27 protein-coding genes are annotated in these 26,009 nt (G+C 28.1%); 15 read left to right on the top strand and 12 right to left on the bottom strand.

Features of this window, described 5'->3' with window-relative positions:
• Positions 1-33: 33 nt before the first annotated feature.
• Genes AWN65_RS03595 through AWN65_RS03620 form a run of 6 tightly spaced genes read left to right on the top strand, consistent with a single transcriptional unit; the run spans position 34 to position 3,634 of the window.
• Entirely contained in the window at positions 34-726 is a 693-nt protein-coding gene (locus tag AWN65_RS03595; RefSeq protein WP_060381908.1) for a ZIP family metal transporter, read from the top strand.
• A gap of 40 nt (positions 727-766) precedes the next feature.
• Entirely contained in the window at positions 767-1,576 is an 810-nt protein-coding gene (murQ, locus tag AWN65_RS03600; RefSeq protein WP_060381909.1) for an N-acetylmuramic acid 6-phosphate etherase, read from the top strand.
• Positions 1,577-1,598: 22 nt separating this feature from the next.
• Complete coding sequence (locus AWN65_RS03605; RefSeq protein WP_060381910.1) at positions 1,599-1,826, top strand: DUF6095 family protein; 228 nt, start codon at positions 1,599-1,601, stop codon at positions 1,824-1,826.
• The gene (locus tag AWN65_RS03610; protein WP_060381911.1) at positions 1,813-2,352 is read left to right on the top strand and encodes a DUF1572 family protein; all 540 of its coding nucleotides are present in this window, start codon (positions 1,813-1,815) and stop codon (positions 2,350-2,352) included. Before AWN65_RS03605 ends, AWN65_RS03610 begins: the two co-directional genes overlap by 14 nt.
• A gap of 21 nt (positions 2,353-2,373) precedes the next feature.
• Complete coding sequence (locus tag AWN65_RS03615) at positions 2,374-2,745, top strand: hypothetical protein (protein ID WP_060381912.1); 372 nt, start codon at positions 2,374-2,376, stop codon at positions 2,743-2,745.
• A gap of 34 nt (positions 2,746-2,779) precedes the next feature.
• Positions 2,780-3,634, top strand: a complete 855-nt coding sequence (locus AWN65_RS03620; RefSeq protein WP_060381913.1) for a TerC family protein — start codon at positions 2,780-2,782, stop codon at positions 3,632-3,634.
• A gap of 537 nt (positions 3,635-4,171) precedes the next feature.
• Here the strand turns inward: AWN65_RS03620 and AWN65_RS03625 are convergent.
• From AWN65_RS03625 to AWN65_RS03635, 3 genes are all read right to left on the bottom strand, one after another.
• Positions 4,172-5,203: a M28 family peptidase gene (locus AWN65_RS03625; RefSeq protein WP_060381914.1), complete on the bottom strand. Its 1,032-nt coding sequence runs from the start codon at positions 5,201-5,203 to the stop codon at positions 4,172-4,174.
• 257 nt (positions 5,204-5,460) lie between these two features.
• Entirely contained in the window at positions 5,461-6,498 is a 1,038-nt protein-coding gene (locus AWN65_RS03630) for an RluA family pseudouridine synthase (protein WP_060381915.1), read from the bottom strand.
• A gap of 2 nt (positions 6,499-6,500) precedes the next feature.
• On the bottom strand, positions 6,501-7,112 hold the full coding sequence (locus AWN65_RS03635) for a PASTA domain-containing protein (protein WP_060381916.1): 612 nt from the start codon (positions 7,110-7,112) through the stop codon (positions 6,501-6,503).
• A 196-nt stretch (positions 7,113-7,308) separates the two neighbouring features.
• Here AWN65_RS03635 and AWN65_RS03640 point away from each other — a divergent pair, with 196 nt between their 5' ends.
• Both AWN65_RS03640 and coaD read left to right on the top strand, forming a co-directional pair.
• Positions 7,309-8,295, top strand: coding sequence for a D-alanine--D-alanine ligase (locus AWN65_RS03640; protein WP_060381917.1), 987 nt, complete (start codon positions 7,309-7,311; stop codon positions 8,293-8,295).
• On the top strand, positions 8,295-8,759 hold the full coding sequence (gene coaD / locus AWN65_RS03645) for a pantetheine-phosphate adenylyltransferase (RefSeq protein WP_060381918.1): 465 nt from the start codon (positions 8,295-8,297) through the stop codon (positions 8,757-8,759). Before AWN65_RS03640 ends, coaD begins: the two co-directional genes overlap by 1 nt.
• A 227-nt stretch (positions 8,760-8,986) precedes the next feature.
• Here coaD and AWN65_RS03650 read toward each other — a convergent pair whose 3' ends face one another.
• Both AWN65_RS03650 and AWN65_RS03655 read right to left on the bottom strand, forming a co-directional pair.
• Entirely contained in the window at positions 8,987-10,018 is a 1,032-nt protein-coding gene (locus tag AWN65_RS03650; RefSeq protein ID WP_060381919.1) for an AMP-binding protein, read from the bottom strand.
• Complete coding sequence (locus AWN65_RS03655) at positions 10,018-10,947, bottom strand: CPBP family intramembrane glutamic endopeptidase (RefSeq protein ID WP_060381920.1); 930 nt, start codon at positions 10,945-10,947, stop codon at positions 10,018-10,020. Before AWN65_RS03655 ends, AWN65_RS03650 begins: the two co-directional genes overlap by 1 nt.
• A 65-nt stretch (positions 10,948-11,012) precedes the next feature.
• Between AWN65_RS03655 and arsC the strand changes: the two genes are divergently transcribed.
• Both arsC and AWN65_RS03665 read left to right on the top strand, forming a co-directional pair.
• Positions 11,013-11,354: an arsenate reductase (glutaredoxin) gene (gene arsC / locus AWN65_RS03660; protein WP_060381921.1), complete on the top strand. Its 342-nt coding sequence runs from the start codon at positions 11,013-11,015 to the stop codon at positions 11,352-11,354.
• Positions 11,355-11,419: 65 nt separating this feature from the next.
• Positions 11,420-13,897, top strand: a complete 2,478-nt coding sequence (locus AWN65_RS03665; protein ID WP_060381922.1) for a TonB-dependent receptor domain-containing protein — start codon at positions 11,420-11,422, stop codon at positions 13,895-13,897.
• Positions 13,898-13,950: 53 nt separating this feature from the next.
• Here AWN65_RS03665 and AWN65_RS15010 read toward each other — a convergent pair whose 3' ends face one another.
• Both AWN65_RS15010 and corA read right to left on the bottom strand, forming a co-directional pair.
• Positions 13,951-14,118, bottom strand: a complete 168-nt coding sequence (locus AWN65_RS15010) for a hypothetical protein (RefSeq protein WP_014165448.1) — start codon at positions 14,116-14,118, stop codon at positions 13,951-13,953.
• A 122-nt stretch (positions 14,119-14,240) separates the two neighbouring features.
• Positions 14,241-15,311 (bottom strand): magnesium/cobalt transporter CorA, encoded by a 1,071-nt coding sequence (corA, locus tag AWN65_RS03675; RefSeq protein WP_060381923.1) that lies wholly within the window; start codon positions 15,309-15,311, stop codon positions 14,241-14,243.
• A 369-nt stretch (positions 15,312-15,680) separates the two neighbouring features.
• Between corA and hutI the strand changes: the two genes are divergently transcribed.
• Positions 15,681-16,916, top strand: a complete 1,236-nt coding sequence (gene hutI / locus AWN65_RS03680) for an imidazolonepropionase (RefSeq protein ID WP_060381924.1) — start codon at positions 15,681-15,683, stop codon at positions 16,914-16,916.
• 85 nt (positions 16,917-17,001) lie between these two features.
• Here the strand turns inward: hutI and AWN65_RS03685 are convergent, their stop codons facing one another.
• A complete protein-coding gene (locus AWN65_RS03685; RefSeq protein ID WP_060381925.1) occupies positions 17,002-17,385 on the bottom strand; it encodes a pyrophosphohydrolase domain-containing protein in 384 nt (127 codons plus the stop codon).
• 337 nt (positions 17,386-17,722) lie between these two features.
• On the opposite strand from AWN65_RS03685, the gene AWN65_RS03695 reads away from it, so the two are divergent.
• Positions 17,723-18,730, top strand: a complete 1,008-nt coding sequence (locus tag AWN65_RS03695; protein ID WP_060381926.1) for a GyrI-like domain-containing protein — start codon at positions 17,723-17,725, stop codon at positions 18,728-18,730.
• Between the two features lie 25 nt (positions 18,731-18,755).
• Here AWN65_RS03695 and AWN65_RS03700 read toward each other — a convergent pair whose 3' ends face one another.
• From AWN65_RS03700 to AWN65_RS03710, 3 genes are read right to left on the bottom strand one after another with little or no spacing between them, the layout of a single operon-like run.
• Positions 18,756-19,472 carry a tRNA threonylcarbamoyladenosine dehydratase gene (locus AWN65_RS03700; protein ID WP_060381927.1) on the bottom strand — a complete coding sequence of 239 codons (717 nt, stop codon included), beginning with the start codon at positions 19,470-19,472 and terminating at the stop codon, positions 18,756-18,758.
• Between the two features lie 24 nt (positions 19,473-19,496).
• Positions 19,497-20,132 (bottom strand): TatD family hydrolase, encoded by a 636-nt coding sequence (locus tag AWN65_RS03705; protein ID WP_060381928.1) that lies wholly within the window; start codon positions 20,130-20,132, stop codon positions 19,497-19,499.
• A complete protein-coding gene (locus tag AWN65_RS03710) occupies positions 20,132-20,503 on the bottom strand; it encodes a DUF1684 domain-containing protein (RefSeq protein WP_060381929.1) in 372 nt (123 codons plus the stop codon). Before AWN65_RS03710 ends, AWN65_RS03705 begins: the two co-directional genes overlap by 1 nt.
• A 279-nt stretch (positions 20,504-20,782) precedes the next feature.
• Here AWN65_RS03710 and AWN65_RS03715 point away from each other — a divergent pair, with 279 nt between their 5' ends.
• From AWN65_RS03715 to AWN65_RS03725, 3 genes are all read left to right on the top strand, one after another.
• Complete coding sequence (locus AWN65_RS03715; protein ID WP_060381930.1) at positions 20,783-21,997, top strand: MDR family MFS transporter; 1,215 nt, start codon at positions 20,783-20,785, stop codon at positions 21,995-21,997.
• Positions 21,998-22,123: 126 nt separating this feature from the next.
• Complete coding sequence (locus AWN65_RS03720) at positions 22,124-22,483, top strand: BlaI/MecI/CopY family transcriptional regulator (protein WP_060381931.1); 360 nt, start codon at positions 22,124-22,126, stop codon at positions 22,481-22,483.
• A 1-nt stretch (position 22,484) separates the two neighbouring features.
• On the top strand, positions 22,485-24,335 hold the full coding sequence (locus AWN65_RS03725) for a M56 family metallopeptidase (RefSeq protein WP_060381932.1): 1,851 nt from the start codon (positions 22,485-22,487) through the stop codon (positions 24,333-24,335).
• A gap of 746 nt (positions 24,336-25,081) precedes the next feature.
• On the opposite strand, the gene AWN65_RS03730 is transcribed toward AWN65_RS03725, so the two are convergent.
• Positions 25,082-25,972 carry a coiled-coil domain-containing protein gene (locus AWN65_RS03730; protein WP_060381933.1) on the bottom strand — a complete coding sequence of 297 codons (891 nt, stop codon included), beginning with the start codon at positions 25,970-25,972 and terminating at the stop codon, positions 25,082-25,084.
• Positions 25,973-26,009 lie beyond the last annotated feature (37 nt).

Genomic DNA, 26,009 nt, shown 5'->3' on the forward strand with positions numbered 1-26,009 from the left:
CTTTTCAAATGAATTTATCAGAAATAAACATAAATGATATATTTAATTCCTTTTTTATCTGTTGTATTAGGTTATATAGTAGCTATTTTTTTGCAACCTAAAAACAAGAAGAATCTAAAATTATTATTAGCTTTTAGTGGTTCTTTTCTATTAGCGTTGACTGTTTCTCATTTGCTTCCTCAAATTTTTACAGGTGTAAATAAGGAGATAGGGGAGCATTTGCATAACAATATAGGAATGTTTATTATGGCTGGAATTTTATTTCAGATTATCTTAGAATATTTTTCACAAGGAGCAGAACACGGTCATGTACATGGACACAATGATTTAGCACATATTCCTTGGGCTTTATTTGTAAGTCTGTGTTTGCATGCTCTATTAGAGGGAATGCCAATCAGTCAACACCCTCATGTGGCATGGGGAATATCAATACATCACTTTCCTATTGCAATTATTTTGACAATTTTTTTAATTCAATCCCATCTAAATAAAATTCAAATAGCTATATTTATGTTAAGCTTTGCTTTAATGACTCCTATGGGAACGTATATTTCAGTTAGTATGAATTTTCTTGTACCTTTTCATAAAGAAATTACAGCATTTGTTATAGGTATTTTATTTCATATTTCTTCTACTATTATTTTTGAAAGTAGTGAAGGACATAAATTTAATCTAGCTAAATTAATTGCTATTATATTGGGAATTGTTTTAGCTTATTTTATGTAAAATGTAAATTAAAGATGCTTTCACTTTAAATGTATAAAAAATGACCTTCATAAAAACCACAGAACAATCATCAGAATATCAAGATTTAGAAAAAATGTCGGTTCATGACTTATTGATTAATATTAACAATGAGGATAAAACCGTTCCCTTAGCAATAGAAAAAGCATTGCCACAAATAGAAGCATTAGTTCATCAAATTGTAGAAAAGATGAAAATAGGCGGAAGATTGTTTTATATAGGAGCTGGAACTTCTGGAAGATTAGGAATTGTAGACGCTTCAGAATGCCCTCCTACGTTTGGAGTTCCGTTTGATAGAGTCATAGGAATAATAGCAGGAGGAGACACCGCTATCCGAAAAGCAGTAGAATTTGCAGAAGATGATAGAGAACAAGCATGGAATGATTTAGAAGCATGGGATATAAATAAAGATGATGTCGTTATAGGTATAGCCGCTTCGGGAACTACACCTTATGTTTTAGGAGGGTTAGAAAAATGCAATGATAAAGGGATTATAACAGGCGGAATTACCTGCAACGCTGGAAGTCCCTTAGCATTAACCTCTACATTTCCCATAGAAGTAGTTGTAGGGCCAGAATTTGTAACAGGAAGTAGTCGTATGAAAGCAGGTACAGCTCAAAAGTTAGTTTTAAATATGATTTCAACCTCTACTATGATTCAATTAGGACATATAAAAGGGAATAAAATGGTTGATATGCAATTAAGTAACATAAAACTAATTGATCGCGGCGTAAGAATGATAATGAATGAAATACCTGTAAATTATCAGGAAGCCGAAAGACTTTTAAAAGAACATGGAAGTGTTAGAAAAGCAATTGTAAATTATCTTTAAAATATAAACAACATTAATCAATATGTCAACTAATAAAGATGTTTTATTAAAAGGAATAAAAACGTTAGCAATGGCTCTGCCTCTTATGTTTATAGGACCGTCTGTTATTTTTAGCGCATTCAAAAATCAAGGGCATCCATTTTATATTCCTGTTCTAGGTCTAGGAGTTATTTTATGTTTCTTTTCAATATATCTTATATTCAAAGGAATTCAGACTATCATGAAAAGTTTGTTTGATGGAAAATACTAATCTCTATTTAGAAAGTGTAAAAAAACAGATGTTTTATTACAAAACTATTGCTGAGAAGGCTATAGATCAGTTGAATTCAGAACAATTATTTGTAATGTCTAACGAAGATACCAATTCAATTGCTGTAATACTACAACATATAGCGGGTAATATGTTATCTCGTTGGACCGATTTTCTTACTTCTGATGGAGAGAAAGAATGGCGTGATCGAGATGCTGAATTTGAAAATAAAATAATGACTAAGGAAGAGCTTTTAGTCTTATGGGAAAAAGGATGGAAATGTTTTTTTGATGCAATTAATGACTTAAAACCTCAAAATTTAAGTCAAATTATTTACATTCGAAATGAAGAACAAACTGTTATAGATGCTATTAATCGTCAGTTAGCACATTATCCATATCATATCGGACAAATTGTTTTTTATGCTAAAATGCTAAAAAATAAAACCTGGAACAGTTTATCTATTCCTAAAAATCAGTCAAAAGAATATAATAATATCAAATTTTCAAAAGAAAATAATTTATAAAATCCTTAAACAACTATTAAAATGTTTAAAAATTTATTTTTCCTTCTAACACTTTTTTTTGTTTCTTGTTATAATGTAGAACGTAATTGCAATGATTTTAAAACAGGTACTTTTAAATTTGATGAAGAGATAGAAGGGGTTAAACACACTTCTACTTTTGTACGTAATGATTCTTTACAAATAGAAACATTTGGAGGAAAAATAGATACAGCTAAAGTACGATGGGTTAACGATTGCGAATACATACTGCAAAAAGTAAATCCTAAAAATTTAGAAGAAAAAAAAGCAATTCAGATAAAGATACTGAGTACCAATCAAAAAGGTTATTATTTTGAATATTGTTTTGTAGGAGAATCAAAAAAACAAAAAGGTTTTGTAACAAAAATAAAATAGTCGCGTATAATGATTGTAAATTCAAAAAAACAAAATGGAAATCTTATTTAACCCAGATGCTTGGATAGCATTATTAACTTTAACATTTTTAGAAATTATTTTAGGAATTGATAACATTGTTTTTTTATCAATCGTTTCCGGAAAATTAAAAGAGGAAGAGCAACCCAAAGCGCGTCGAATAGGGTTGTTATTAGCCATGGCTTTTCGTATTGTATTACTATTTGGTATTACATGGGTTTTAAGCTTGCAAGAAGTTTTATTTCACCTTGATTGGGGATGGCTTCAAGCAGGAATAACAGGGCAAAGTCTTATCATATTTGGAGGAGGTTTGTTTTTATTATACAAATCAGTATCTGAAATACATCACAAATTAGAAGGCGAAGAAGAAGGTGAAAAAGGAAGTGCAAGTAGTAGTTTGTCAGCAGCTGTTTTTCAAATTGCAGCACTAAATTTAGTTTTTTCTTTTGATAGTATTTTAACCGCTGTTGGATTGGTAAGTATGAAACCTGCCCCTGAGGGTTTTGGATATGAAGGAGCTTTAGTGATTATGATTCTTTCAATTATTATTTCAATTGTTATTATGATGATATTTGCGGGACCAGTGAGTAAATTTGTAAATAATCACCCAACGATTCAAATTTTAGGGTTATCATTCTTAATACTAATAGGTGTAATGTTGTTAGCAGAAGGAGGACATCTTGCTCATATTGCTTTCTTTGGAGGCACAGAAGTACATAGTATTCCTAAAGGATATTTATATTTCTCAATCTTTTTCTCTCTATTTGTAGAATTCTTAAACTTAAGAATGAAAAAATCTAAAAACCCTGTTAAATTACATAATAATAAAATAGCAGATGCTAAATTAGAAGATCAAGATTTTACTAATTAAGGATCGTTTTAAAAGAAAAAAAACTATTTTATTTTAGACTTTTAATATAAAGGATGTCCTAAAAAATAGTAATTCAATATCCAGTTTGTCACTTCGACGAAGTAAGAACACATTTTTAGTATTATGTGTATTTCACTTGTTCAATTCGTTCGAATTTTTCTTTTCAAACATAGGATGAAGGTTACAATTTTTTTAGGACATTTTTATTTTATATAAAAAATGAATATTCTATTATAATAAAACCAGATTGTACATTATACCATTTAAACTTTGAAATTTCCTTGTAATACTATTTTTTTAACCTTGAGACTGTCCAAAAAGTTCACAACCTTGTCATTTCAACCAAAGGGAGAAATCACATAATGTTGATTTAGACACTATCCTACAAAAGCAATAAAAATTAATGTTGGTTCTCGATGTGCTTCGCTCTCGAACTAACGATGATTTCAATTATATACTCAACCGTTTGTTCGAGTTATTTTAAAATGAAAAAAAATATATAGAGAATTTCACTTTAAATAAAAGGGCGTTTTGTTTTTAAAGTTTATCTACTACAGGTTTTTCATTTCTGTTAGCTAAATTCCATATAATGGCAAAGGCAAGTTTTGCACGTTTTGCTAACGCATCATATTCAATTTTATCAGGATCATCCGTTGGTTTGTGATAGTCTTCGTGGGTGCCATTGAATAAAAAAACAGATGGAATGTTGTGTTTTGCAAAGTTATAATGATCTGAGCGATAGTAGAAACGATTTGGGTCATTCTTGTCATTATATTTGTAATCTAATTTTAGATTTACAAAATCAGAATTGGCATTTTCAACAATTGTATATAAATCAGATGATAAATAATCGGATCCTATTATATAAAGATAATTGTTAGAATCTTTATGTAAATCATCTCTACGACCTATCATATCAATATTAACATTGGCAATTGTGTTTTTTAGAGGGAAAAGAGGATTTTCGGAATAAAAACGAGATCCGTGTAATCCATGCTCTTCACCTGTTACATGCAAAAATAATATAGAACGTTTAGGACCATGTCCTTCATTTTTTGCTTTTTGAAAAGCTTCTGCAATTTCTAGCAAAGATACGGTACCAGAGCCATCATCATCTGCTCCGTTATAGATTTCACCGTTTTTCATTCCTACGTGATCATAATGAGCAGAAACAATTATTATTTCTTTAGGTTTTTCGGTTCCTTTTATAAACGTCCAAATATTTTCAGAATCACCCAAACGGGGGCTAAATGCTTTTTGAAAATAAGAAGAGGGGATAGGTTGGTAGTAAGATGTAGTTTCATCTGGAAAGCTAATATTGTTTTTTATATATTCTGAAATGATATATTTTCCTGCTTTTTTTTGTCCTTCTTCTCCCGTATTTCTTCCTTGCATTTCGTCAGAAGCAATTATATAGAGGTGGTCTTTAAGTTCTTTTTCTGTTATGGTATTTAGATAGGTTGTAACTAAATTTTTATTGTTATGGTCTGATTTTGTCACTTTTTTTTGACTAAAGCAGTTTAGTGATAGGGAGGAAAGAAGTCCTAATAAGATCGTCTTTTTATTCATGATTTAACATTTGATAGACGAATATAGGTAAATGTTGGCTTACAAGCAAGAATTATATCTTTTAAATAGTGCAAGTAAAATCGTTGAGAAAATAGAATAGGTGTCCAGAAAGTAATCAAATTTGTTTTATGAATCTCTAGTTTTCTTGTTTTGATTGAAAAGAATCTAAGAATTAAGTACGATGTTTCTTTTCTTCTTAGAGTGCTCAATTAACTATTTATTTTTTACTTTTTGGACACTTTATATATTGGGTATGGTTATTCTAAATGATTAGATTTTCCATAAAGTCTCCATTTTTCTATACATAAAACCATATCTTCTGGTAATTCAGTATTAAAACGCATGTATTCTTTTGTAACAGGGTGTTCAAATCCTAGTGTTTTTGCATGAAGAGCTTGGCGAGGTAAAATTTTAAAACAATTTTCTACAAATTGTTTGTATTTAGAGAAAGTAGTTCCTTTTAGAATGAGATGACCACCATAACGTTCATCATTGAATAAGGTATGTCCTATATGTTTCATGTGAACACGTATTTGATGTGTACGTCCTGTTTCTAATTTACAGGATACAACAGTAACGTAGCTTAACCGTTCTATGATTTTATAGTGTGTTACAGCGTGTTTCCCTATAGATGAATCAGTATATACGGCCATTTGCATACGATCAGTGGAGTGACGGGCTATATTGCCTTTTATGGTTCCATAATCTTCTTCTACATTTCCCCATACAATGGCTATATATTCTCTTTCTGTAGTTTTTTCTTCAAACTGTTTGGCTAAATGAGCCATAGCTTGTTCGGTTTTTGCAACAACTAAAAGTCCAGAAGTATCCTTGTCAATTCTATGTACTAGCCCTGGTCGGTTACTTGAATTCATAGGTAGGTTTTCAAAATGAAAAGCCAATGCGTTAGCTAAAGTGCCGGTATAGTTTCCGTGACCAGGATGAACAACTAATCCTACAGGTTTGTTAATGACTATAAGAGCATCATCTTCATATATAATGTCTAAAGGAATGTTCTCAGGAATAATCTTATTCTCAAAAGGAGGATGTGATAGTACAACCTTTATTTCATCAAATGGTTTTATTTTATAACTGGATTTTACAGCTATGCCATTTGCTAATATAAATCCTTTTTCAGCGGCTTGTTGTATTTTGTTACGTGTAGTATTTTCTATGCTGGTCATTAAGTATTTGTCTACACGCATTGAGCTTTGCCCTTTTGGAATATCAAATTTATAGTGTTCATATAAATCGTTTTCCCATTCCTCTTCCTTTTCTATAAATGTAATAGCCATTTTTATTCTGTAACAGTAGAGTCTATAGATTCATTTTCAGGATCAGTATTTTCTTCTTCAAAACCTATTTTACCATCTCCTAATATAAGATTAACACGTGTCATTTTTAAAACTTGTTGCCCAGGTCTTATAGGTTTACCATTAATATTCATTTCTAATACCATGTCTTTAGCAAGGTTAGGGACATAGGTTGTGTCTCCTACAGATAATCCTAATGCGTTAAGAGTAGGAACGGCTTGACGATATGTTTTTTGTATTAGATCTGGAAGTCTTACTTTAGCATATTCTTCTGCATTAATTTTTACATAGATTACACGGTTTTGTTTTACTTTACTTCCAGGTTTAGGGTCTTGTTGAACAATAGAAAGTTTTGGAAATGCAGGATTATAATCTGTAGTGTCTAATAATTCATAATCTAAATCTAGTTCATCTAGTTTTTCTTCCGCTTGTTCTAATGTTAATTTGTTTAGGTTAGGAACTGTAATTTCTTCTCCATGATTAGTAGTAAAATGAATCCATTGCATGAAAATAAATAAAGAAGCAGATACTATTAAAAATGCGAAAAATAGTTGCTTAAAAAAAGTAAAACTAAGTATAAAACGTTTCCAGTTCATATAAAAATGCTAATTTTCAAAGGGTTAATTTTTTTATGCTGTTTTTTTTAGAAAAAAAGCAATATATGCAAAGATATAAAAATAGTAAAACGAATTCATTTGAAAAAAAATGATATTTTTGTTTGAAGAGATTTTAGATAAAAAATAAGTTTTTAAATCTTTCTTAAACGATTTTATAAAAAATAAATATACAAATATGAAAGTTGCTGTGGTAATGGGAGGCTATTCAGGCGAAAGTGTAATTTCGTTGCGTAGTGGTCAGTTGATATTAAATAATTTAGATCAGAGTAAATACCAAACTTTTGAAGTGCATATTCTTAAAGAAGGGTGGTATGTTTTGATAAATGATCAAAAGTATACTTTGGATAAATCAGATTTTTCATTTACATTGAATCAAGAAAAAATAACATTTGATGTAATCGTAAACACAATTCATGGTACTCCAGGTGAAGACGGTCATCTTCAAGCTTATTGGGAGTTGCTAGAAATTCCTTATACAGGATGTAACTTTTACCAATCAGCGTTAACATTTAATAAACGAGATACACTTTCTGTATTAGCTAAATTTAATATTTCTAAAGCCAAATCTATTTATCTAACAAAAGGAATGAAAATAGATAAACAAGTAATTATAGATGAGTTAGGATTACCTTTTTTTGTTAAACCAAATCAATCAGGAAGTAGTTTAGGTGTTTCAAAAGTAACAGATTTAAGTCAGTTTGATAAAGCATTAGAATTTGCATTTGCTGAAGATAGTGATATATTAATAGAATCCTTTTTGGAAGGAACAGAAGTTTCGGTAGGAGTATTTCATTATAAAGGTGAAACAAAAGTTTTAGGAATAACAGAAATTGTTTCGCAAACAGATTTTTTTGATTACGAAGCGAAATATCTTGGTAAATCAGAAGAAATTACACCTGCAAGATTAACTGATGAGGTACGTATAAGAGTAGAACAAACGGCAAAAAAAGTATATGAGGCTTTAGGAATGAGTGGTTTTTCTAGAACGGACTTTATTATTATGAACGAGGTGCCTCATTTTATAGAAATGAATACAAATCCAGGTTTGTCACCACAAAGTATTTTTCCACAACAAGCTCAGTACGCAAAGTTAGATTTTGGAGAAATGTTAGATAACGAAATTCAATTAGCATTTCAAAGAAAATTAATTTGGAGAAAATAATGAGAAAAGCGATTTTTCCTGGGTCTTTTGACCCAATAACTTTAGGACATATTGATATTATAGAAAGAAGTCTTCCCTTGTTTGATGAAATTGTAATAGCTATAGGGGTTAACGCTGATAAAAAGTATATGTTTTCATTACAAGAACGCATTCATTTTATAGAAGAAACATTTAAGTATGAAGACAAAATTACAGTTGTATCTTATGAAGGACTAACAATTGATTTATGCAAACGTTTAGAAGCCGATTTTATTCTAAGAGGACTTCGAAATCCAGCTGATTTTGAATTTGAAAAAGCTATTGCACATACTAACAGATTATTATCAAAAATAGACACCGTATTTCTTTTAACCGCACCTGATACTTCATTTATTTCTTCCAGTATAGTACGTGATGTGATACGTAATGGAGGTGATTATACAGGTCTAGTGCCAGAAGCAGTAAGAATCAATAAGTCAAAATAAAATGTTGAAATCTAGGAAAATGAAATTTTTTCATTTTCCTAGATTTCAGTTTCTTTATGTACTCTGAAGAATAGTAATTTTAAGATTAGAGTACGCTATGGGAATTTTTTTGGGGTATGTTTCAGACTGTTAGTTTAGTGGGACTGTATGAAAATGTTTCATATCAATACTCAAAATAATAAGCTTATGAGTTTTAATATATTATTTTTGGTAGCCTTTTTTATAATTCACATATATTTTAATACAGTTTCTTTTCTTTTTATTTTTCCTGTTTCCGTTTCTTCAAATTTAGTTATAAAAACCACTTGCTTAGGTGTTTCATAATGAGTTAATTCACTAAAAATAGAGGGGTTTGTATCTTTTTTTAATCCTTCTATTACGAGTATGATTTTTTCTCCTAATCGTTCATCAGGTAAACCATATATAAAAAAACGTTGTGTGATTTTTTCTATTAATTTAGCTTCTATTTGTTCAGGAAATAATTTTATACCCCCACTATTGATAACATGATCTACTCTTCCTTTCCATATAAATTCTGTTTCGGAAACTAATTCTATTAAATCGTTAGTCACTATCATTTCATCATTTATATTAGGTGCATCTATTATTAAACATCCTCTTTGATCTTGACTAATTGTTATCCCTGATAATAATTTAAAACTTTCTGTTCCTATTTTTTTTAATGCAATATGTGTAATAGTTTCGGTCATACTATAAGATTCATAAGCATTAACCTTATTTTTAATTAGTTTTTGAGCTAAATTGGGATTTACTTTTGCTCCTCCTATTAATACAATTTTAATATTTGATAATTTTTCTAATGATTGTTGAACTTGTAAAGGAACCATAGCTACAAAATCATATTTAAGATAAGAATCCTTTAAAGGAGATGAACTTGGCTCTACAATGGTTAAATCCCATCCTAGCACCATTGCTCTAACTAACATCATTTTACCTGCAATATATTTAACGGGTAAACAGCATAATGCTTTTGATCCTGCATTTAAATCAAAAAAGGCACCTGTGCTTTTAGCGGAATAAATCATCGCTCTTTTTTTTAGTGCTATTTGTTTAGCCGTTCCTGTTGTTCCTGATGTTTGCACTTTTAGATCAGAATCATTATTTAACCATTCTAAAAAGAATGTTCCTATAATTTTTTCGTATTCTTTTCCTACTTTGCTTTTTTCTTTTGCCCAAAAAGACAAAGTTTTTGCATCATAAGATATTCCATTTAATTTAAATTCCGAATGAATTATCATTATTTATTTTGTATTAAAATCGTACCTTTTAATTTTTCTTCCCAATTTTTCCAATGATATTTATTAGAGAAAATCATTAATAAAATAGGAAAAATTATAACTATTGGTAAAAAAAGTTCGAAACTTAATTTTGGATTAGAAACATCCTTTAGAACTGATGCCGTTTGTAACACAGTCCATTTGGAAGTTACCAACAAAGCGGTAATTAAATTATTTGCGGCATGAAATCCTAATGAAAGTTCCATTCCTTCATCCATCAAAGTTATAATGCCTAAAAATAGGCCTGTACCTATATAATAGACTACTAGGATATTACCTAATTTAGCGACTTCAGGATTACTGATGTGTAATACTCCAAACAAAACAGAAGTAAAAAATAAGGGTATTAATTTATTTTTAAATACTAATGCAAAACCTTGCATTAAATAACCTCTAAACATTAATTCTTCTATGGAAGTTTGTATAGGAATCATGAATAAAGCTATAAAAAACAAGATTAAAAAAGGTTTTAATTCAAAATTTAATTGGTAATCAGCAGGTGATATAAAATAAGAAACTAATAATATTAAAACCTGAAGAACAGCCCAAACGGTAAACGAAAAAAGAATACGATTCCAGTCTATAGATGCTCTACTTGTAATAATTTTAACAAGAGGTTGTTTGTGCAACGTTTTAACGACAAAAATAAAACCCAAAAAAGCAAAAACAAAACTTAATAACATTAGAAAAAGTTGAAAATTACTATCTAAAACTTGTAAAAGAGCTGTCTCATCTTTTCCATAAATAGTATCTCTTTTTTCTTCTAATTTAGAAAAAACAGCAATCATAAAGGGTATTTGCCCTATTAAAGTAAAAATAAAAATAATAAAGGTTCCTAAAAGGTATTTCCAAAATTTATTTCCATTAAAAAAAGCTTGTTCTAAAAACATATATTTATTTTTAAAGTATAAGAGCAATTTAATCTATTTTTGTTACAAAAAAAATATTTTAATTTATGATTACAATTTACCATAATACCCGTTGTTCTAAATCAAGAGACGGAGTTTGTTTTTTAGAAAATCAAAATCAAAATTTTGAAGTTGTTAACTATTTAGAAAACACACCTACTGCAGAAGATTTGAAAGATTTATTAAAAAAATTAAATATACCTGCTATTGATTTAGTTCGGAAAAAGGAAACTATCTGGATTGAGAATTTTAAATCGAAAGAATTAAACGAGGAGGAAATTATTCAGGCAATGGTAGAGTTTCCCAAACTTATAGAAAGACCCATTGTAGTTAAAGGGGATAAGGCTGTCATTGCAAGACCTACTGAACGGATCAATGAAATTTTATAAATTAACATTTTATTAATTTTTTAATTCAAGCATATCCGTTAATTTTACCCATTAATTCCCTCTAAATGAAAAAAATACTATTTCTCTTTTTTATTCTTTTTACAATTGTTTTTAATGCACAAGAAAAACAATTTATTAAGAAAATCACAATTACAGGTAGGCTTGTTGATAAGACAACTCAGCAACCACTTGAATATGCCACCATAACTGTTATTAATCCGAGTAACAATAAACCTGTTAATGGTACAGTTACCGATTTAAAAGGAGAATTTACTCTTCAAAATACATCGGGTAATTTTATATTAAAATATGAATATTTATCATTTAAGACTTTATTAACCACTCCTAAATTATACAACGAAAATTTAGATATTGGAATTATTTCCTTAGAGCCTGATGCTAAAATATTAAGTGAAGTAGTGGTAAGATCTGAACGAACAACGGTAGATCTAAAACTTGATAAAAAAGTTTTTACTGTAGGTAAAGATATATTAGTTAGAGGAGGAACTGTAAGTGATGTTCTTGATAATATTCCTTCTATTTCTATCAGTAGTGAAGGAACTGTAGCCCTAAGAGGGAATGAAAATGTTAGAATCTTGATAGATGGTAAACCAACTAATGCAGTTAGTGTAACTGATGCTCTAAAAATGATTCCTGCCGATGCAATAGATAAAGTAGAAACGGTTACAACACCTTCTGCTCGTTATGATGCTGAAGGAGGAGGAGGAATCATTAATATAATTCTTAAACAAGGTAAAAACCAAGGAATTAATGGAAGTATTATAGTGGCAGTAGGAACACCAAAAAACAATAGTCTTTCTACTAACGTAAATTACAAAAATGAAATGATAAATTTTTTTTCAACCGTAGGTTATAATGATCGTGCTAATCCAGGAAGAACAAAAATTGATCAAGAAACTTTTAATAAAAAAACGGGGCTTTTAGATTCTTATTTAGAAGAAAGAAGAGAAAGCGAAAAGTATGCTAAGGGAATCAACTTAAATTTTGGTCTTGAAATTGCTATCAGTAAGAATACATCTTGGACCAATGCTTTTAATTATAGAAATAACAAAGGGGGAAATAATGAAGCCGTTTTATACTATAACTTTGATGCTAATAAAATTTATAACAATACATCTAAACGTGATAATCAATTAGTATCTACAGGTGATAATGTAGAATATACCACTAATTTTACTAAAAATTTTAAAAAAGAAGGACATAAAATTACTTTTGATGGTGCTTTTTCAAAAAACACGGATAAAGATGATTCTGATATTTTACAAATAATCCTAAATAACAATCAATTTGTTAGAAACGAACGTAGTAAAAAACACGATACACAACTACGAAATTTATTACAATTAGACTATGTACTACCTTTAAAAAAAGATTCCCAATTTGAAGCAGGCTATCGTGGTAATTTTGTAAAGTTATTAGCTGATTTTTCTGTACAAAATTTTAATACAAATACAGGTATTTTTGAAAATATTATAGGTTTTTCTAATACAATGAACTATGTAGAAAATGTAAATGCGTTTTACACACAATTTGGGTCTAAAATGAATAAAATATCCTATCTTTTAGGAGTGCGTCTGGAAAATTCACATATAGAAATCAATCAATTGACCTCGCAAATTTTTAAATCAAAAAATTACAATAATTTTTTTCCAAGCGTTTTCTTAACTTATGAATTAGGGAAAAATACAAGTATATCCACCAATTATAGCAAACGTATTACTAGACCGAGAGATCGTTTTATTAATCCTTTTGCTTCTTATACAAGTAATATTAACTTATTTCAAGGGAATCCTGATATTAATCCTGCTTATAGTGACGCTTTTGATATTGGTTTTTTAAAGAAGTGGAATCAATTGACATTAAATACCTCTGTTTATTTAAATCATACAAAAGATGCTTTTCAGGTTATTCGTAAAGAAAGAGGTGATTTTATTGATGGTACTCCTGTAATCATTAATACACCATTTAATCTTTCAATAGACGATAAATATGGCCTAGAAATTACAGCTAATTATACCTTAAAAAAATGGTGGAAATTAAATGCTAATGCTAACTTTTTCTATAATATTACAAAAGGAGATTATCAATATACCAATACCAAAAATGAATTAATTGTTCAAGATTTTAATTTTAAATCTTCTACTTGGACAGCACGTTTAAATTCAAGAATTAATTTACCTTATAAAATTGATTTTCAATCTAATTTTACTTACAACGCATCACAAAAAATAGCACAAGGAGTTCAAGAAGGAGTTGCAGTACTTAATTTAGGATTTAGTAAAGACATCCTAAAGGATAAAGCTACTTTAGCCTTTAATATCAATGATGTTTTTAATTCACGTAAGATGATACGTGATTTAAATTTACCAAGTGTAAATTCTTATTCTGAAATGCAAAATCGTATGCGTGTAGCTACTTTATCTTTTACTTATCGTTTTAACAAATCAAAAACCGAAAAAGAAAAAGATTCTAAGCAGAGACTAAATCATGATGGTAATGATAATGATTATATGGGGGGGTAGTATAATTAAAAAAGCCCCATTTGTGGGGCTTTTTGTTTAAAACAATAATAAAATTACTGTTTTAAGCTTTCTCTATTAGCTCTCTTTTCTTTGTATTCATTCCATAAATAACCTCCTACCCAATAGAATACGAAATTAATTAAGAAAATCATTAACCAAAATCCCATAGTTAAAATGGTTAAGAAAAGTAAGAAACCTAAATACTGTTGAAATTCAAACATTTTCCGGATTTTTTTGTATACTCTACAAAAGTAAAAATACTATTTATTATAGCCAATAATTATGACTCTTTTTTTATTTACTAAAGTTTTCTTTTTTAAAACAATTAAATGTTATTTTTATCCTAGAACCATTTTCTCCATTTAAAATAAATTGCCATAGCTATTAATAATATCACCATAGAAACTAATACCATAAAATAACCATATTTCCAGTGTAATTCAGGCATATTGTCAAAATTCATTCCATAAACACCTACTATAAAAGTCAAAGGCATAAAAAATACGGAAACTATAGTTAAAGTTTTCATTACCTCATTCATCTTGTGGCTTTGTGAAGCAAAATAAAAATTTGAAGCACTCTCTAAAGTTGTTAAATCATATTCTATTTGCTCTAATAACTCTAAACATTTTTGATGTAATCGTTCAAAAAAACTATAATTTTCCTTTTTTATTACATTAAATACATTGTCGTCTTTTGTTGTTCTTATAGAGTATAATGAATCTCGTAAAGGAATTATTGAACGTTTTAAAAAATTAAAATTGTCTCGATGTTTTTCTATTTGCTCTAATATTTCGGGTTTAGAATTTGTTTTAGAAATATTAATTAACGCCTCTACTTTATCTTCTTCTGCCTCTATTGTTATAAAAAAATTTTCTATGATAGCATCTAATAATAAATACAATAAATAATCAACTTCTTTATCACGTACTATACCTGAATGTGTTCGGATGCGCTCTCTTATATGTGCAAAAAAATCACTCTTCTTTTCTTGAAAAGAAGTTAAAATTCCTTCTTTTAATAAAAACGATATCTGCTCTACCTTTATATTATCAGAATGCTCAATGGGTAAAATAGACTTGATGCTAAAAAAGAGGACATTATGATACTCATCTATTTTTGTGCGTTTTGTTGTATTAAGAATATCTCCTAAAATAAATTTATCAACATTTAAAAAAGCACCTATTTTTTGAATTTTTTCTAAATCTGTTAATCCATGAATATTAATCCAATTTTGTTTTTTTAGATCTACATCTACAATCATTTCTTCAAAAAATCCATCAGCACTTTCTACTAGAGTATGTGTATCATAAACAAATAACTGCATGGTGGTGGGTATACTTTTATAACTTCCTGTATACTCTAAAAAAGTAGGAATTATTTTTTTTCCTTTTTTATATTTTATTTTTCGCAAGATTCATTTCTTTTTAGTACAACACAAAAATATATTTTAAAAGACAAAAAACTGTTAAAAAAATAAGCAGTTTTAGTGCGTTTAATGATGTCTTCTTAAAAAACGTAGTTTCTTTTTTTTGATAATAATTTTTTAACACACTTTTATATGAAGAATCTATAATACTGTTATCTTTTTTATTTCTTGAAAATCATTTATCTTATTTTTATAAAGGCTATTAAAATCAGTCTTTTATATCTATTTTTAGAGTAAAAAGAACAGTTTAATAAGATTATTATTCTAAAAAAAACATCTGATTTCTTTTTAAAAAACATTTTTTTTGTTGAATACTATAAAACAAAGTACTTTAGCAAGACTATTTTTATAAAGATGAAAAAATTAATTATAAACATACAAGAATTATTACAAATAAGAGAACAATCTATTCTGAAAGTTTCAGGAAAAGATATGGCTGAACTTCCAAAAATCAACAATGCGTATTTATTAATTGAGGATAATCTTATTTCTGATTTTGGACCTATGGAAAACTGTCCGGAAAAAGTAGATGCTCATATTATAGATGCTAAAGGAAAAGTAGTTTTACCTACTTGGTGTGATAGTCATACACATCTTGTGTATGCGGGCAACAGAGTACAAGAATTTGTAGACCGAATCAAGGGCCTATCATACGAAGAAATTGCTCAAAAAGGAGGTGGGATTTTAAACTCTGCAAAAAAATTAAATGAAACCTCTGAAGAAGAAATTTTTGAACAATCAAAAATTAGATTAGAAGAAGTTATCCAACAAGGCACAGGAGCTATTGAAATAAAGTCTGGTTACGGGTTAACAGTTGAAGGAGAACTTAAAATGTTACGGGTTATTAAAAAATTAGCAAAGCAATATCCTATTAAAATCAAATCTACTTTTTTAGGAGCTCATGCCTTTCCTGCTTCCTACAAAGAAAATCATAGTGCTTATATAGATCTAATTATAAATGAAATGCTGCCTATAATTGCTAAAGAAAACTTCGCTGATTATATAGATGCTTTTTTAGAAACAGGTTATTTTTCTGTTGAAGAAACAGAACGTATTATGAAAGCAGGTCAGGAATATGGCTTACGAGCTAAAATTCACGTTAATCAATTTACTGCCATTAACGGAATTGAGGCCTGTGTAAAACACCAAGCTCTTAGTGTTGATCATTTAGAAATTGTAACGGATCATGATATTGAAGTATTAAAGAATTCAAATACCATGCCTGTAGCATTACCTAGTTGTTCATACTTTATTAGTATACCATATACACCTGCCAGAAAAATGATAGAAGCAGGTCTTCCGTTAGCTCTTGCTACTGATTTTAATCCTGGTACTACTCCGTCAGGAAACATGAATTTTGTAGTAGCTACTGCTTGCATTAAAATGAAAATGACTCCTGAAGAAGCCATTAATGCAGCCACGTTAAATGGAGCGTATGCTATGGGCATCAGTGATACACATGGTAGTATCACGAAAGGAAAAGTTGCTAATTTAATTATTACGAAAGAAATTCCAACCTATTATCAGTTGCCATACGCTTTTGGAAGCCATCTTATTGATCAAGTAATTATAGAGGGTAAAATTATGTAATTTCTTATTTTTATATCAAAAAAAGTCTGTCCTTAAAACCTGAATTAAAAATTATCATTCGTTTTTTATGAACAGACTTTTGTTTTTAAAATAAAATTTTTTCAATATTGGGTTTAAAATAATGAGGTCCTTTTAAAACTTTTCCATCTTCTCGATAGATAGGTTTTCCATCTATACCAAGTTTGCTCATGTTACTTTTTTGGATTTCTTCAAAAACTTCTTCTATTTTATATTGTAATCCATGCTCTAAAATGGTACCACATAATATATAAAGCATATCTCCTAAAGCATCTGCAACTTCTACTAAATCATTGTTTTTAACTGCTTCTAAATATTCTTCATTTTCTTCTTTCATCAAATTAAAACGAAGTTGGTTTAAATCATTGCCTAAATCTGCCACTGGGACTTCTTTTACCCCTAAACCAAAAGATTGATGAAATACGCGTACTGATTCGAGTTGTTTTTCCATTTTTATTTGATTATAAATTTTATATGATAATTAAGATGTTTAAAATAAAAATATACCAATACTAATACTTAATTTTGCAATAAAAAACTATGTTTAGTCAAGGTCAAATTATATTTGCAATTTCTTTTTTTATTTGCTTTGTTATATTAATGATTTTTTCTTACAGAAAAGATATAAAATTACATAAATTACATTACAAAGGTAGTTTTTGGATACTGATCTCTTTTTTAATTTTCATCGGAATTTTATTTCTGATAAAAACAACACTCAAAAATCAATAAGAAATTTGCGTTTTTAACATTTTTTTATAGCTTTACATGAGTTTACACTTAAAAACATGAAGGTAGCTAAATACTTATTCTTATTAATGCTATTACTTACAGGGACTATAGCTGTATTTGTAGCCACAAAAGATGGAAAATATAAGATACAACATGAAAAGTTAATAGGGGTTTCTAAAGAAATCGCTTTTAAATATGTGAGTGATCGTGCCAATTGGGATTCTATTAACCCTTGGAAGGATGGAAAAATTAAAGTAATTCAACTCCAAAAAGTTTCTAATGAATCTATCTCTCATCAAATTGTTTTGAATGAAGCAGTAAATAAATTGATGCTAAAGTTTAAAGATACTTTACAAAATAAGACCAAAGCTATTTGGTCTACCGAAGGAGAATTAACATTTAAAGATAAATTTCTTAGTATTATAGGTAAAGGTGTACAAAACGATTTTGAAGATCGTTTTGAATCGGCTTTAAATTTTGTAAATACAACATTAACAAGAGAGATTAATAGTTTTCAGATAAAACTAGATGGATTTGTAAAAAGAGATACTCTTTATTATATACAACTACCTATAGTTTCTAAAAAAGAACAAATTCCATTGATGATTAAACGTTTTGTTCCTAAATTACAAAAAATACTAACCAGTACAAATACCCCCATAAACGGAGCTCCCTTTCTTATTTACCATGCTAAAGATAGTATACAAAACCAATTTAAGTACTCTATTGCCATACCTATAAAGAAAAAAATATATACGAGTGGAGATAGTGATATACTAAGTGGTCAGATTAATCCTTCAAGTACTGTAAAAGCAACTGTAAAAGGAAATTATATTCATTTAGCAAAAGCTATACCTCAATTATATGCTTTTATGCAAAAAAATAAATTAGAACAAAGTGATAAGTATAGAGAAATAGAAGTTTTAGTTAAAAATAGTACAGCATACCAGTCCGCTTCTTCTTGGGTAACTGAAATTTATATTCCTGTCAGACCTATAAAAATAGCTACCAAAGTGAGTGTTGTAAAAAAAGACACAACAAAAACTCAAATTGATAGCCCTTAGAATCCGCAAAAAAGATAGTGGATTTTTATTTTTTAAGTAAATCTCTAATTACCTTTTCGGCTGCATGTAAACCAAACAAGGCAGGCATCCAACTGTTCGTGCCATAAAATGACTTCTTAAAATTAGATCCATCGGTCATTTTTACACTTGAATAATCAGGTCTTTCGTATGAATAAACTACTTTTACTCCTCCTGAAATTCCTTCTGATTTAAGTCTTTTACGCACTTGCTTAGCTAATGGACAATAGTCTGTTTTACTAATATCTTTCACGCATACTTTACTTGCTTCGAACTTGCCTCCAGCTCCCATATTGCTGATTATTTTTACTTTTTTCTTTTTAGCTGCAATAATAAGATTTAGTTTAGGCGTAATACTATCTATACAATCCATAACATAATCAAAATCCTCTGTAACAAGCTCATAAGCTCTTTCTGGCGAAAGAAATTCTTCGATAACAGTCAGATTTATGTCAGGATTTATATCCTTAATACGTGCGGCCATTAACTGCACTTTAGGTATTCCTACAGTAGAATGTAAAGCGGGTAATTGTCTATTAATATTTGTAATATCAACTACATCACCGTCTACAATAGTCATTTTACCTACGCCTGCACGTGCTACAAATTCTGCTGCAAATGAACCTACTCCTCCCATTCCTACAATTAAAACGTTGGAATTTCTTAATTTTTCTAAGCCTTCTGTTTTAAATAATAACTCTGCTCTTTCCTGCCAAACTGCCATTCAATTTTATTTTTTATTTATTCATTAAAGTTGAAACACTTTCATAAAATTAGCTTCAATTAATTTTTCTATATTTTTGCCTTTAATTATTGAAGCCTTATTGTATACTTCTTCAATCGTTTCTTCTATTGTATCTGTCTCTAAAAAAAAACGATCTTCTGGTACATAATTAAACACTGATGCTAATTCAGGATTTCTTATTAAATATTTTCCAAAAGAAAGATAAAATCCGTTGTCTAATAAGCTTTTAGCAACTTGAATATTCTTAGAAAAGCCATGTATGATAACAGGTTCCTCTATTTTTATTGCTTTTTTTAAACTAATTATTTCCTGAAAAGCTGAAACGCAGTGCAAAATTAAGGGTTTTTTATATTTTTTTGCAAGTTCTAATTGTTTTTCAAAGACTTGTATTTGATCCTCTAATTTTATATCTATTCGTTTATCTAAACCACATTCTCCTATTGCTAAACAATTTTTTAATGGTAATTTATCTTCTATTATTTTCAATTCTGTACTAATATGTTCTTCTTTTATATACCATGGATGTATACCTATAGAAAAATATGGTGTTTTTTCATTAAATTCCAAAGGGTATTGGTTTACAATTTCTAATACCTCTTTTTGATTTTTAAATGAATGTGTATGTAAATTATATTTCATCAGTCATGAAATTTTTTAACTCCAGTAGGAATGGAGATTGATAAAGTATTTTTATAAAGTACTAAAGAGCATGAATATTTTTCATTATAAGTAGAATAGGGGGGTGATTGATTAGAATTAACTAATATCGAAGAGTTTTTAGGAATACATATTTCTAAATGTTTTCTGTTTGCATAGGTTGTTATTCCGTTTGTTTTATCTTTAAATGAAATAAAAAAGTAATTTTTTAAATCTTTTTTATTTTTTAACTTTTGATAGACAGATGATTCTTTTTTTACGTTTTTTATTTTAAAATCTAAAAGACCATATCTTTTGTACCTTACTTTGTGTTCCGTTGTTGTAGTCATTTTAAAAATTTTGCCGTCTTTCATCTGAAAAAAATGCTTTAACTAAATATTTGTCGTTCATAGGAGAAAAAAGTAAGCTTTTAAATTAGTAAGATCTGTTTTTTCTAAAGGTGTGCTTAAGTTATCTAAAAACTCTTTATTTAAAGGTGTTTTTTGAAGAGCCTCCTTTTGTCCAAAAAGATAAAAAAAATAAAAGACTATAAATAAATGTTATTTTTTCATTTGTTAAAATTAAGTAAATATCTATAAATTACATATATTTTCTATTGATGTTTAGTATTTTTGAAAAACTATTACATTATTATGATAAAAGCTGGAATTATTCGTTATGTTAACAATTTTAAGGGATTTTCAAGAGAAATTTGGATATTAACTCTAACCACTTTTATCAATCGCGCAGGTACTATGGTACTTCCTTTTTTATCTAAGTATTTAAAGGAAGATTTGCATTTTAGTTACAAAGAAGTGAGTTGGGTCTTAGTAAGTTTTGGTATTGGTTCTATGATCGGTTCGTGGTTGGGGGGAAAACTTTCAGACAAAATAGGTTTTTATAGAGTCATGCTTTTTAGTCTTCTAACCAGCGGTATTTGTTTTATTATTTTACAATTTATCACTTCATTTATAGGTTTATGTATAGGAATCTTTCTTATTATGATGATAGCTGATATGTATAGACCTGCCATGTTTGTTTCCTTAAATACTTTTGCTACTAAAGAAAATAGAACAAGGGCTTTAACGTTAGTTCGTTTAGCTATTAATTTAGGGTTTGCATTAGGTCCCGCTATGGCTGGATTAATTATTATGGGAATAGGGTATAAAGGGTTATTTTGGGTTGATGGTATAACTTGTATACTGGCTATTAGTCTTTTTAGATATTTTATAAAAATAAAAACGAATAGGCATAACTCTAAAAAAGATGAAAGTTTATCTAGTAATAGCATCAGCGTATTTAGTGATACTCTTTTTTGGATTTTCTTATCTTGTTGTGTGCTTATAGCTGTTTTGTTTTTTCAACTTTTCACTACTTTACCTCTTTATCACAAGATTCAGTTTAATTTAACGGAATTTCAATCGGGATTACTTCTGATGTTCAATGGTTTACTTATCTTTTTTTTAGAAATGCCCATTGTAAGTTATGTTGAAAGAAAACAAATTAATAAAATAAAAATTATTACGATAGGTGCATTTGTAATGTCTTTAAGTATGTTTATACTTTTAGTTTCGTCATGGAGTATAATATTAATAATTATGATGATTTTAATGTCTTTGGGCGAAATGTTTGTTTTTCCTTTTTCAAACTCTTTTGCTATGAGTAGAGCTCCTAAAGGACATGAAGGCAGATATATGGCTATTTTTAGTATGAGTTTTAGTGCTGCTAATATAATAAGCGCAAAAATAGGTATGTCTATCGTAGATTATTTTGGATATACGACAAATTGGTTAATTATGGGGTTTTTAGGAATCATTGCTGTTTTATTAGGTATACTTATCTATAATCTTACCCTCAAAAAAGAATAGATTGTTTTGTCTTTTTCTTAAAAATAACTTAATTTTTAGTTAAACAACTATAAAAATAGTTGCCTAACTAAAAACATCGTTTTAGTTTTGCTTTACTTATTAAAAGTAGTAGAAACGATTTTAATTATGCAAAAGTTAACAAACAAAGAAGAAGAAATTATGCAAATTTTGTGGAAGCTTAAAAAAGCTTTTGTAAAAGACGTAATGGCTGAAATAAAAAATGAAACCCCACATTACAATACCCTTTCTACAATTATAAGAAATTTAGAAGACAAAGGTTATGTAGGCCATTATATTTTTGGTAATACACATCAATACTACCCAATTATTACCTTGGAAGAATATAGAAAAAAGTTTTTTAATAATGCTATTGAAAACTACTTTAATAATTCATATAAAAATTTAGTTTCCTTTTTTGCAGAACAAGAAAAAATTTCCGCTGCTGAACTTAGAGAAATCTTAGAATTAATAGAAAATAAGGAATAATATGGAAACACTTATTTCATATATAACCAAAGTAAATATATTGATAACCATTTTTTATATTGCGTATCATTTTTTTGTAAGTAAAGAAACTTTTTTTTACAAAAATAGATGGTTTTTACTATCTGGATTAATAACATCTGTTATTTTACCTCTTATTTTTATTCGTAAATATATTATAATCAGGTCTCAAATAACATCTAATCCTTCTTTTTTACAAACAACTACAAATTATAGCTCAATAGATTATTCTGAATCCACATCGTTTATTAATTGGACTATCATAATAGCATCTGTTTATTTTATAATTTCTCTGACTTTATTCATTAGACTCGTCATTAGTTTTTTTTCGTTGTATAAACTCCTTAGTAAAGAAGACGTTATTAGAAAAGGATCTTTCAAATTAGTAGATTCAGATAAAGATATTGCTCCCTTTTCATTCTTCAATTATATAGTCTATAATTCTGATTTTTATACCGAAGAGGAATTACAATATGTGTTAGTACATGAAAGGGTTCATAGTAAAGAAAAGCACACAATAGATATGCTAATTACTTCTATATTCTGTATTCTTTTCTGGTTTAACCCATTTATTTGGTTATACAAAAAAGCAATTGTTCAAAACTTAGAGTATATAGCAGATCAAAAAGCAAGTTATTTATCAAAGGATAAAATCAAATATCAAAAAACATTATTAAAAGTAATTACACAACGAAATTATTTTTCAATTTCAAACCATTTTAACTCATCATTAATTAAAAATCGAATCATTATGTTAAACCAATCTCAATCAAAAAAAAGAAAATCTTGGAAATACGCATTAATAATTCCAATGTTAGCCGTTTTTATATTTTTTTTTCAAATAAGAACAATAGCACAAGAAAGAAACATGAATCAGTCAAGCTCTAATGGTTTATATATTACTACTGATAAAAATTCGACTGATCAAGAAATGAAAGACGATGCTAAAATTGCAAAAGAAAGATTTGGTATTACACTTAAATTTTCTAGGATCAAACGTAATACAAAAGGTGAAATAACAGCTATAAAAATAGAATATAAAGATGCTGATGGTAAAAAAGGAATGACTCATATTCAGGGAGAAGAACCCATTAAACCTATTTATTTTCATAAAATAAAAAATAAAATTGGTTTTGGAAAATCAAATGAACCCAGTATATCTAAAAATTTTCATAAATCAAATAATGAAGAAGATTACTTTGGTTTTTCATTTTTAGAAAAAGAAAATGATCTAATATCTGATCCTAATGAACGAATTGCTATACCTGAAATTTCAGATACACTAAGCCAATTAGATAAAAAAAATGATTCCAAAGAAACGCTAAAAAATTATACTAAAAGCATCGTTATAAAAAAACGAAATAATGGAAAACCTGAAGTAATCATAAATGGTAAACCAATAGAAACTGATTCTGAAGAATATAAAAAAATGCTAAATGATTTTAATGGTAATTTTGAATTCAATATCCCAGAAGGAGGTCCTATGATGTTAAAATTTAATAATGAAAATATTTTGAAATTTGATTCTAAAGAAATTGAAAAAATAACCGAAGATGCGTTATCTAATACACAAAAATATTTTCAAAAATTACATGATAAAATGAACAATATTCGTCCTGAAATAGATCAAATGAAAATTGAAATGAAAAAAATTAAACCCGAAGATTTTGATTTTAACTGGAATGAAAAAGAGAGCGAGTCCGAAATAAAAAAAGCTAAAGAAGAAATGCTAAAAGCAAGAGAGGAAATGTTAAAAGCAAGAGAAGAAATGCTAAAGGCAAGAGAAGAAATGCTAAAAATAAAGAATCAACAAAATAAAATAAAGAAAGTATAAGTATTATCCTGAATATATTCCTATCATAGAGGGGATAGATTAAATATTAATTTTTATAAGATATTATCTTTCCAGAAAGAATGTAAGTTAAAAAGTAAGGCTTGGGTTTTTATAATTCGGGCCTTTTCTTAAATAAAAAATGGATTTAAAAAAATGCTTCAATTTTAAATTAGTAATTATCATTTTTAATTGTTTTTTTTAATACTAAGTAGATTGATCTTAAAGTGCTATTATCAATAGATGAAGACATTTTTTCGTTTTTAATTTTTAAAATTCTGTTTTTGATAAGGTTCAATTTTAGTAGTAAAAGAAGAAAAAAATCTTCAATAGGTTAAAAGTAAGAGCCTAAAAAAACATATATTTTTATAAAGACTGTAATATCTTAAATACTCCTAGTATAGTGTGTTTTAGGGGGGGGAATGCTTCAAAAAAGAGTTTTTTGATCTCTTACTATAATGTTTTTGCCATCTTGACAAATTTCTAAACTTCTTTATTGTTTAAAGAAGTTGTTTTGTTAATTATAACTATATGAATTTAAATAATAAAAAGTCATTCGGGAAAATTAGCTCTTTTAAAAGGAGTTGATTTTTTAGAATGACTTTTTAATTTATACAATTTGTATTGTATTTACTGCCTAATGTAATGTTTATACATCACGTGACTATTATCTTCTTTATCTAATTTGAATTTGTTATTTTTAGATCAGCTTAGCTTGGAGTGAAGTGAGGTAAAAACAATGTAATTTTTTATCTTAGAGAAAAACTTGTTTTGGCAACTAATTCGGTTTTATCAAAAACATTTACAAAAAAGGTACCTTCTGAAATATCTTCTACAGGAAGATCTTTTTCTACTTTTACAGTTTTGTTTTCATAACGAACAGAAGACATAAAGCTATAAGTAAGCATTTTATCGCCAAAGCTTTCAATCTTTTTATCGCCTAATACATTATTTTTACTATCTATGATTTGTACGTAATATGACTTATCTCCTGATTTGGCAATTTGATTTTCAGCTATTGTAAAACTAATTTTTAAAAGATTAGCGCGACTTGCTTTATCTGTAACAATTTGTTTACCACTGCTTTTTTGCTTAACGGCCGTTGTCTGTAGGTTTACAATAGAAAGTTTTGATCCTTTTTCAATTGCTTTGGCAAGCATATTGTTTTTTGAGATTAAAGTGTCATTTTTAGAACGAGATTCTTTTAATACAGTATTAGTACTATCAATTTTAGTATTAAGTGTTGCATTCTCTTTTTTTAATCCATCAATTTGTTTTATCAAATTTGCAATTTTTGATTTTAGTTTCTGAACTTCATTTTTATATTTGTTGATAGAAACTGTGTCTGTGCTTTTTGTTTTTTCTAATTCATTCATTAATTGCTGAATTTTCTCTTTTTCAGCCATTAATTCTTCAGTCATTGTAGTATTTGATTCCATGGCAGTTTCTAAAGATTGCTTAGTTATTTCTAAATCTTTCATTAAAGCCTCTTTTTCATTTTTTACTACAGATAAGGTATTTTTAGAATCTTCATTTAGTTTGTAAATGTAAACCAAGCTGGCAGTTAACATGATTAATAAAATACCTATAACAATTTTGAATCCTATGTTGTTAGGTCTTTTTGGAGCATTTCTTTGCATATTAAATTTATTTATTTAGGGTTATTATAGTATGCTA

Source organism: Flavobacterium covae (assembly GCF_001534645.1).
In the GTDB taxonomy this organism is placed as follows: domain Bacteria; phylum Bacteroidota; class Bacteroidia; order Flavobacteriales; family Flavobacteriaceae; genus Flavobacterium; species Flavobacterium covae.

Bases quoted from the DNA above. Each gene is read 5' to 3' on its own strand.
- murQ (WP_060381909.1), top strand. From the start codon at position 767: ATGACCTTCATAAAAACCACAGAACAATCATCAGAATATCAAGATTTA.
- AWN65_RS03710 (WP_060381929.1), bottom strand. From the start codon at position 20,503: ATGAAAGACGGCAAAATTTTTAAAATGACTACAACAACGGAACACAAA.
- AWN65_RS15010 (WP_014165448.1), bottom strand. From the start codon at position 14,118: ATGTTTGAATTTCAACAGTATTTAGGTTTCTTACTTTTCTTAACCATT.
- AWN65_RS03630 (WP_060381915.1), bottom strand. From the start codon at position 6,498: ATGGCTATTACATTTATAGAAAAGGAAGAGGAATGGGAAAACGATTTA.
- AWN65_RS03655 (WP_060381920.1), bottom strand. From the start codon at position 10,947: ATGTTTTTAGAACAAGCTTTTTTTAATGGAAATAAATTTTGGAAATAC.
- AWN65_RS03595 (WP_060381908.1), top strand. From the start codon at position 34: ATGATATATTTAATTCCTTTTTTATCTGTTGTATTAGGTTATATAGTA.
- AWN65_RS03620 (WP_060381913.1), top strand. From the start codon at position 2,780: ATGGAAATCTTATTTAACCCAGATGCTTGGATAGCATTATTAACTTTA.
- AWN65_RS03615 (WP_060381912.1), top strand. From the start codon at position 2,374: ATGTTTAAAAATTTATTTTTCCTTCTAACACTTTTTTTTGTTTCTTGT.
- AWN65_RS03715 (WP_060381930.1), top strand. From the start codon at position 20,783: ATGATAAAAGCTGGAATTATTCGTTATGTTAACAATTTTAAGGGATTT.
- AWN65_RS03695 (WP_060381926.1), top strand. From the start codon at position 17,723: ATGAAGGTAGCTAAATACTTATTCTTATTAATGCTATTACTTACAGGG.
- AWN65_RS03720 (WP_060381931.1), top strand. From the start codon at position 22,124: ATGCAAAAGTTAACAAACAAAGAAGAAGAAATTATGCAAATTTTGTGG.
- AWN65_RS03700 (WP_060381927.1), bottom strand. From the start codon at position 19,472: ATGGCAGTTTGGCAGGAAAGAGCAGAGTTATTATTTAAAACAGAAGGC.
- AWN65_RS03610 (WP_060381911.1), top strand. From the start codon at position 1,813: ATGGAAAATACTAATCTCTATTTAGAAAGTGTAAAAAAACAGATGTTT.
- AWN65_RS03730 (WP_060381933.1), bottom strand. From the start codon at position 25,972: ATGCAAAGAAATGCTCCAAAAAGACCTAACAACATAGGATTCAAAATT.
- AWN65_RS03725 (WP_060381932.1), top strand. From the start codon at position 22,485: ATGGAAACACTTATTTCATATATAACCAAAGTAAATATATTGATAACC.
- AWN65_RS03625 (WP_060381914.1), bottom strand. From the start codon at position 5,203: ATGAATAAAAAGACGATCTTATTAGGACTTCTTTCCTCCCTATCACTA.
- AWN65_RS03640 (WP_060381917.1), top strand. From the start codon at position 7,309: ATGAAAGTTGCTGTGGTAATGGGAGGCTATTCAGGCGAAAGTGTAATT.
- arsC (WP_060381921.1), top strand. From the start codon at position 11,013: ATGATTACAATTTACCATAATACCCGTTGTTCTAAATCAAGAGACGGA.
- AWN65_RS03650 (WP_060381919.1), bottom strand. From the start codon at position 10,018: ATGATAATTCATTCGGAATTTAAATTAAATGGAATATCTTATGATGCA.
- AWN65_RS03665 (WP_060381922.1), top strand. From the start codon at position 11,420: ATGAAAAAAATACTATTTCTCTTTTTTATTCTTTTTACAATTGTTTTT.
- coaD (WP_060381918.1), top strand. From the start codon at position 8,295: ATGAGAAAAGCGATTTTTCCTGGGTCTTTTGACCCAATAACTTTAGGA.
- hutI (WP_060381924.1), top strand. From the start codon at position 15,681: ATGAAAAAATTAATTATAAACATACAAGAATTATTACAAATAAGAGAA.
- AWN65_RS03635 (WP_060381916.1), bottom strand. From the start codon at position 7,112: ATGAACTGGAAACGTTTTATACTTAGTTTTACTTTTTTTAAGCAACTA.
- AWN65_RS03685 (WP_060381925.1), bottom strand. From the start codon at position 17,385: ATGGAAAAACAACTCGAATCAGTACGCGTATTTCATCAATCTTTTGGT.
- AWN65_RS03705 (WP_060381928.1), bottom strand. From the start codon at position 20,132: ATGAAATATAATTTACATACACATTCATTTAAAAATCAAAAAGAGGTA.
- AWN65_RS03605 (WP_060381910.1), top strand. From the start codon at position 1,599: ATGTCAACTAATAAAGATGTTTTATTAAAAGGAATAAAAACGTTAGCA.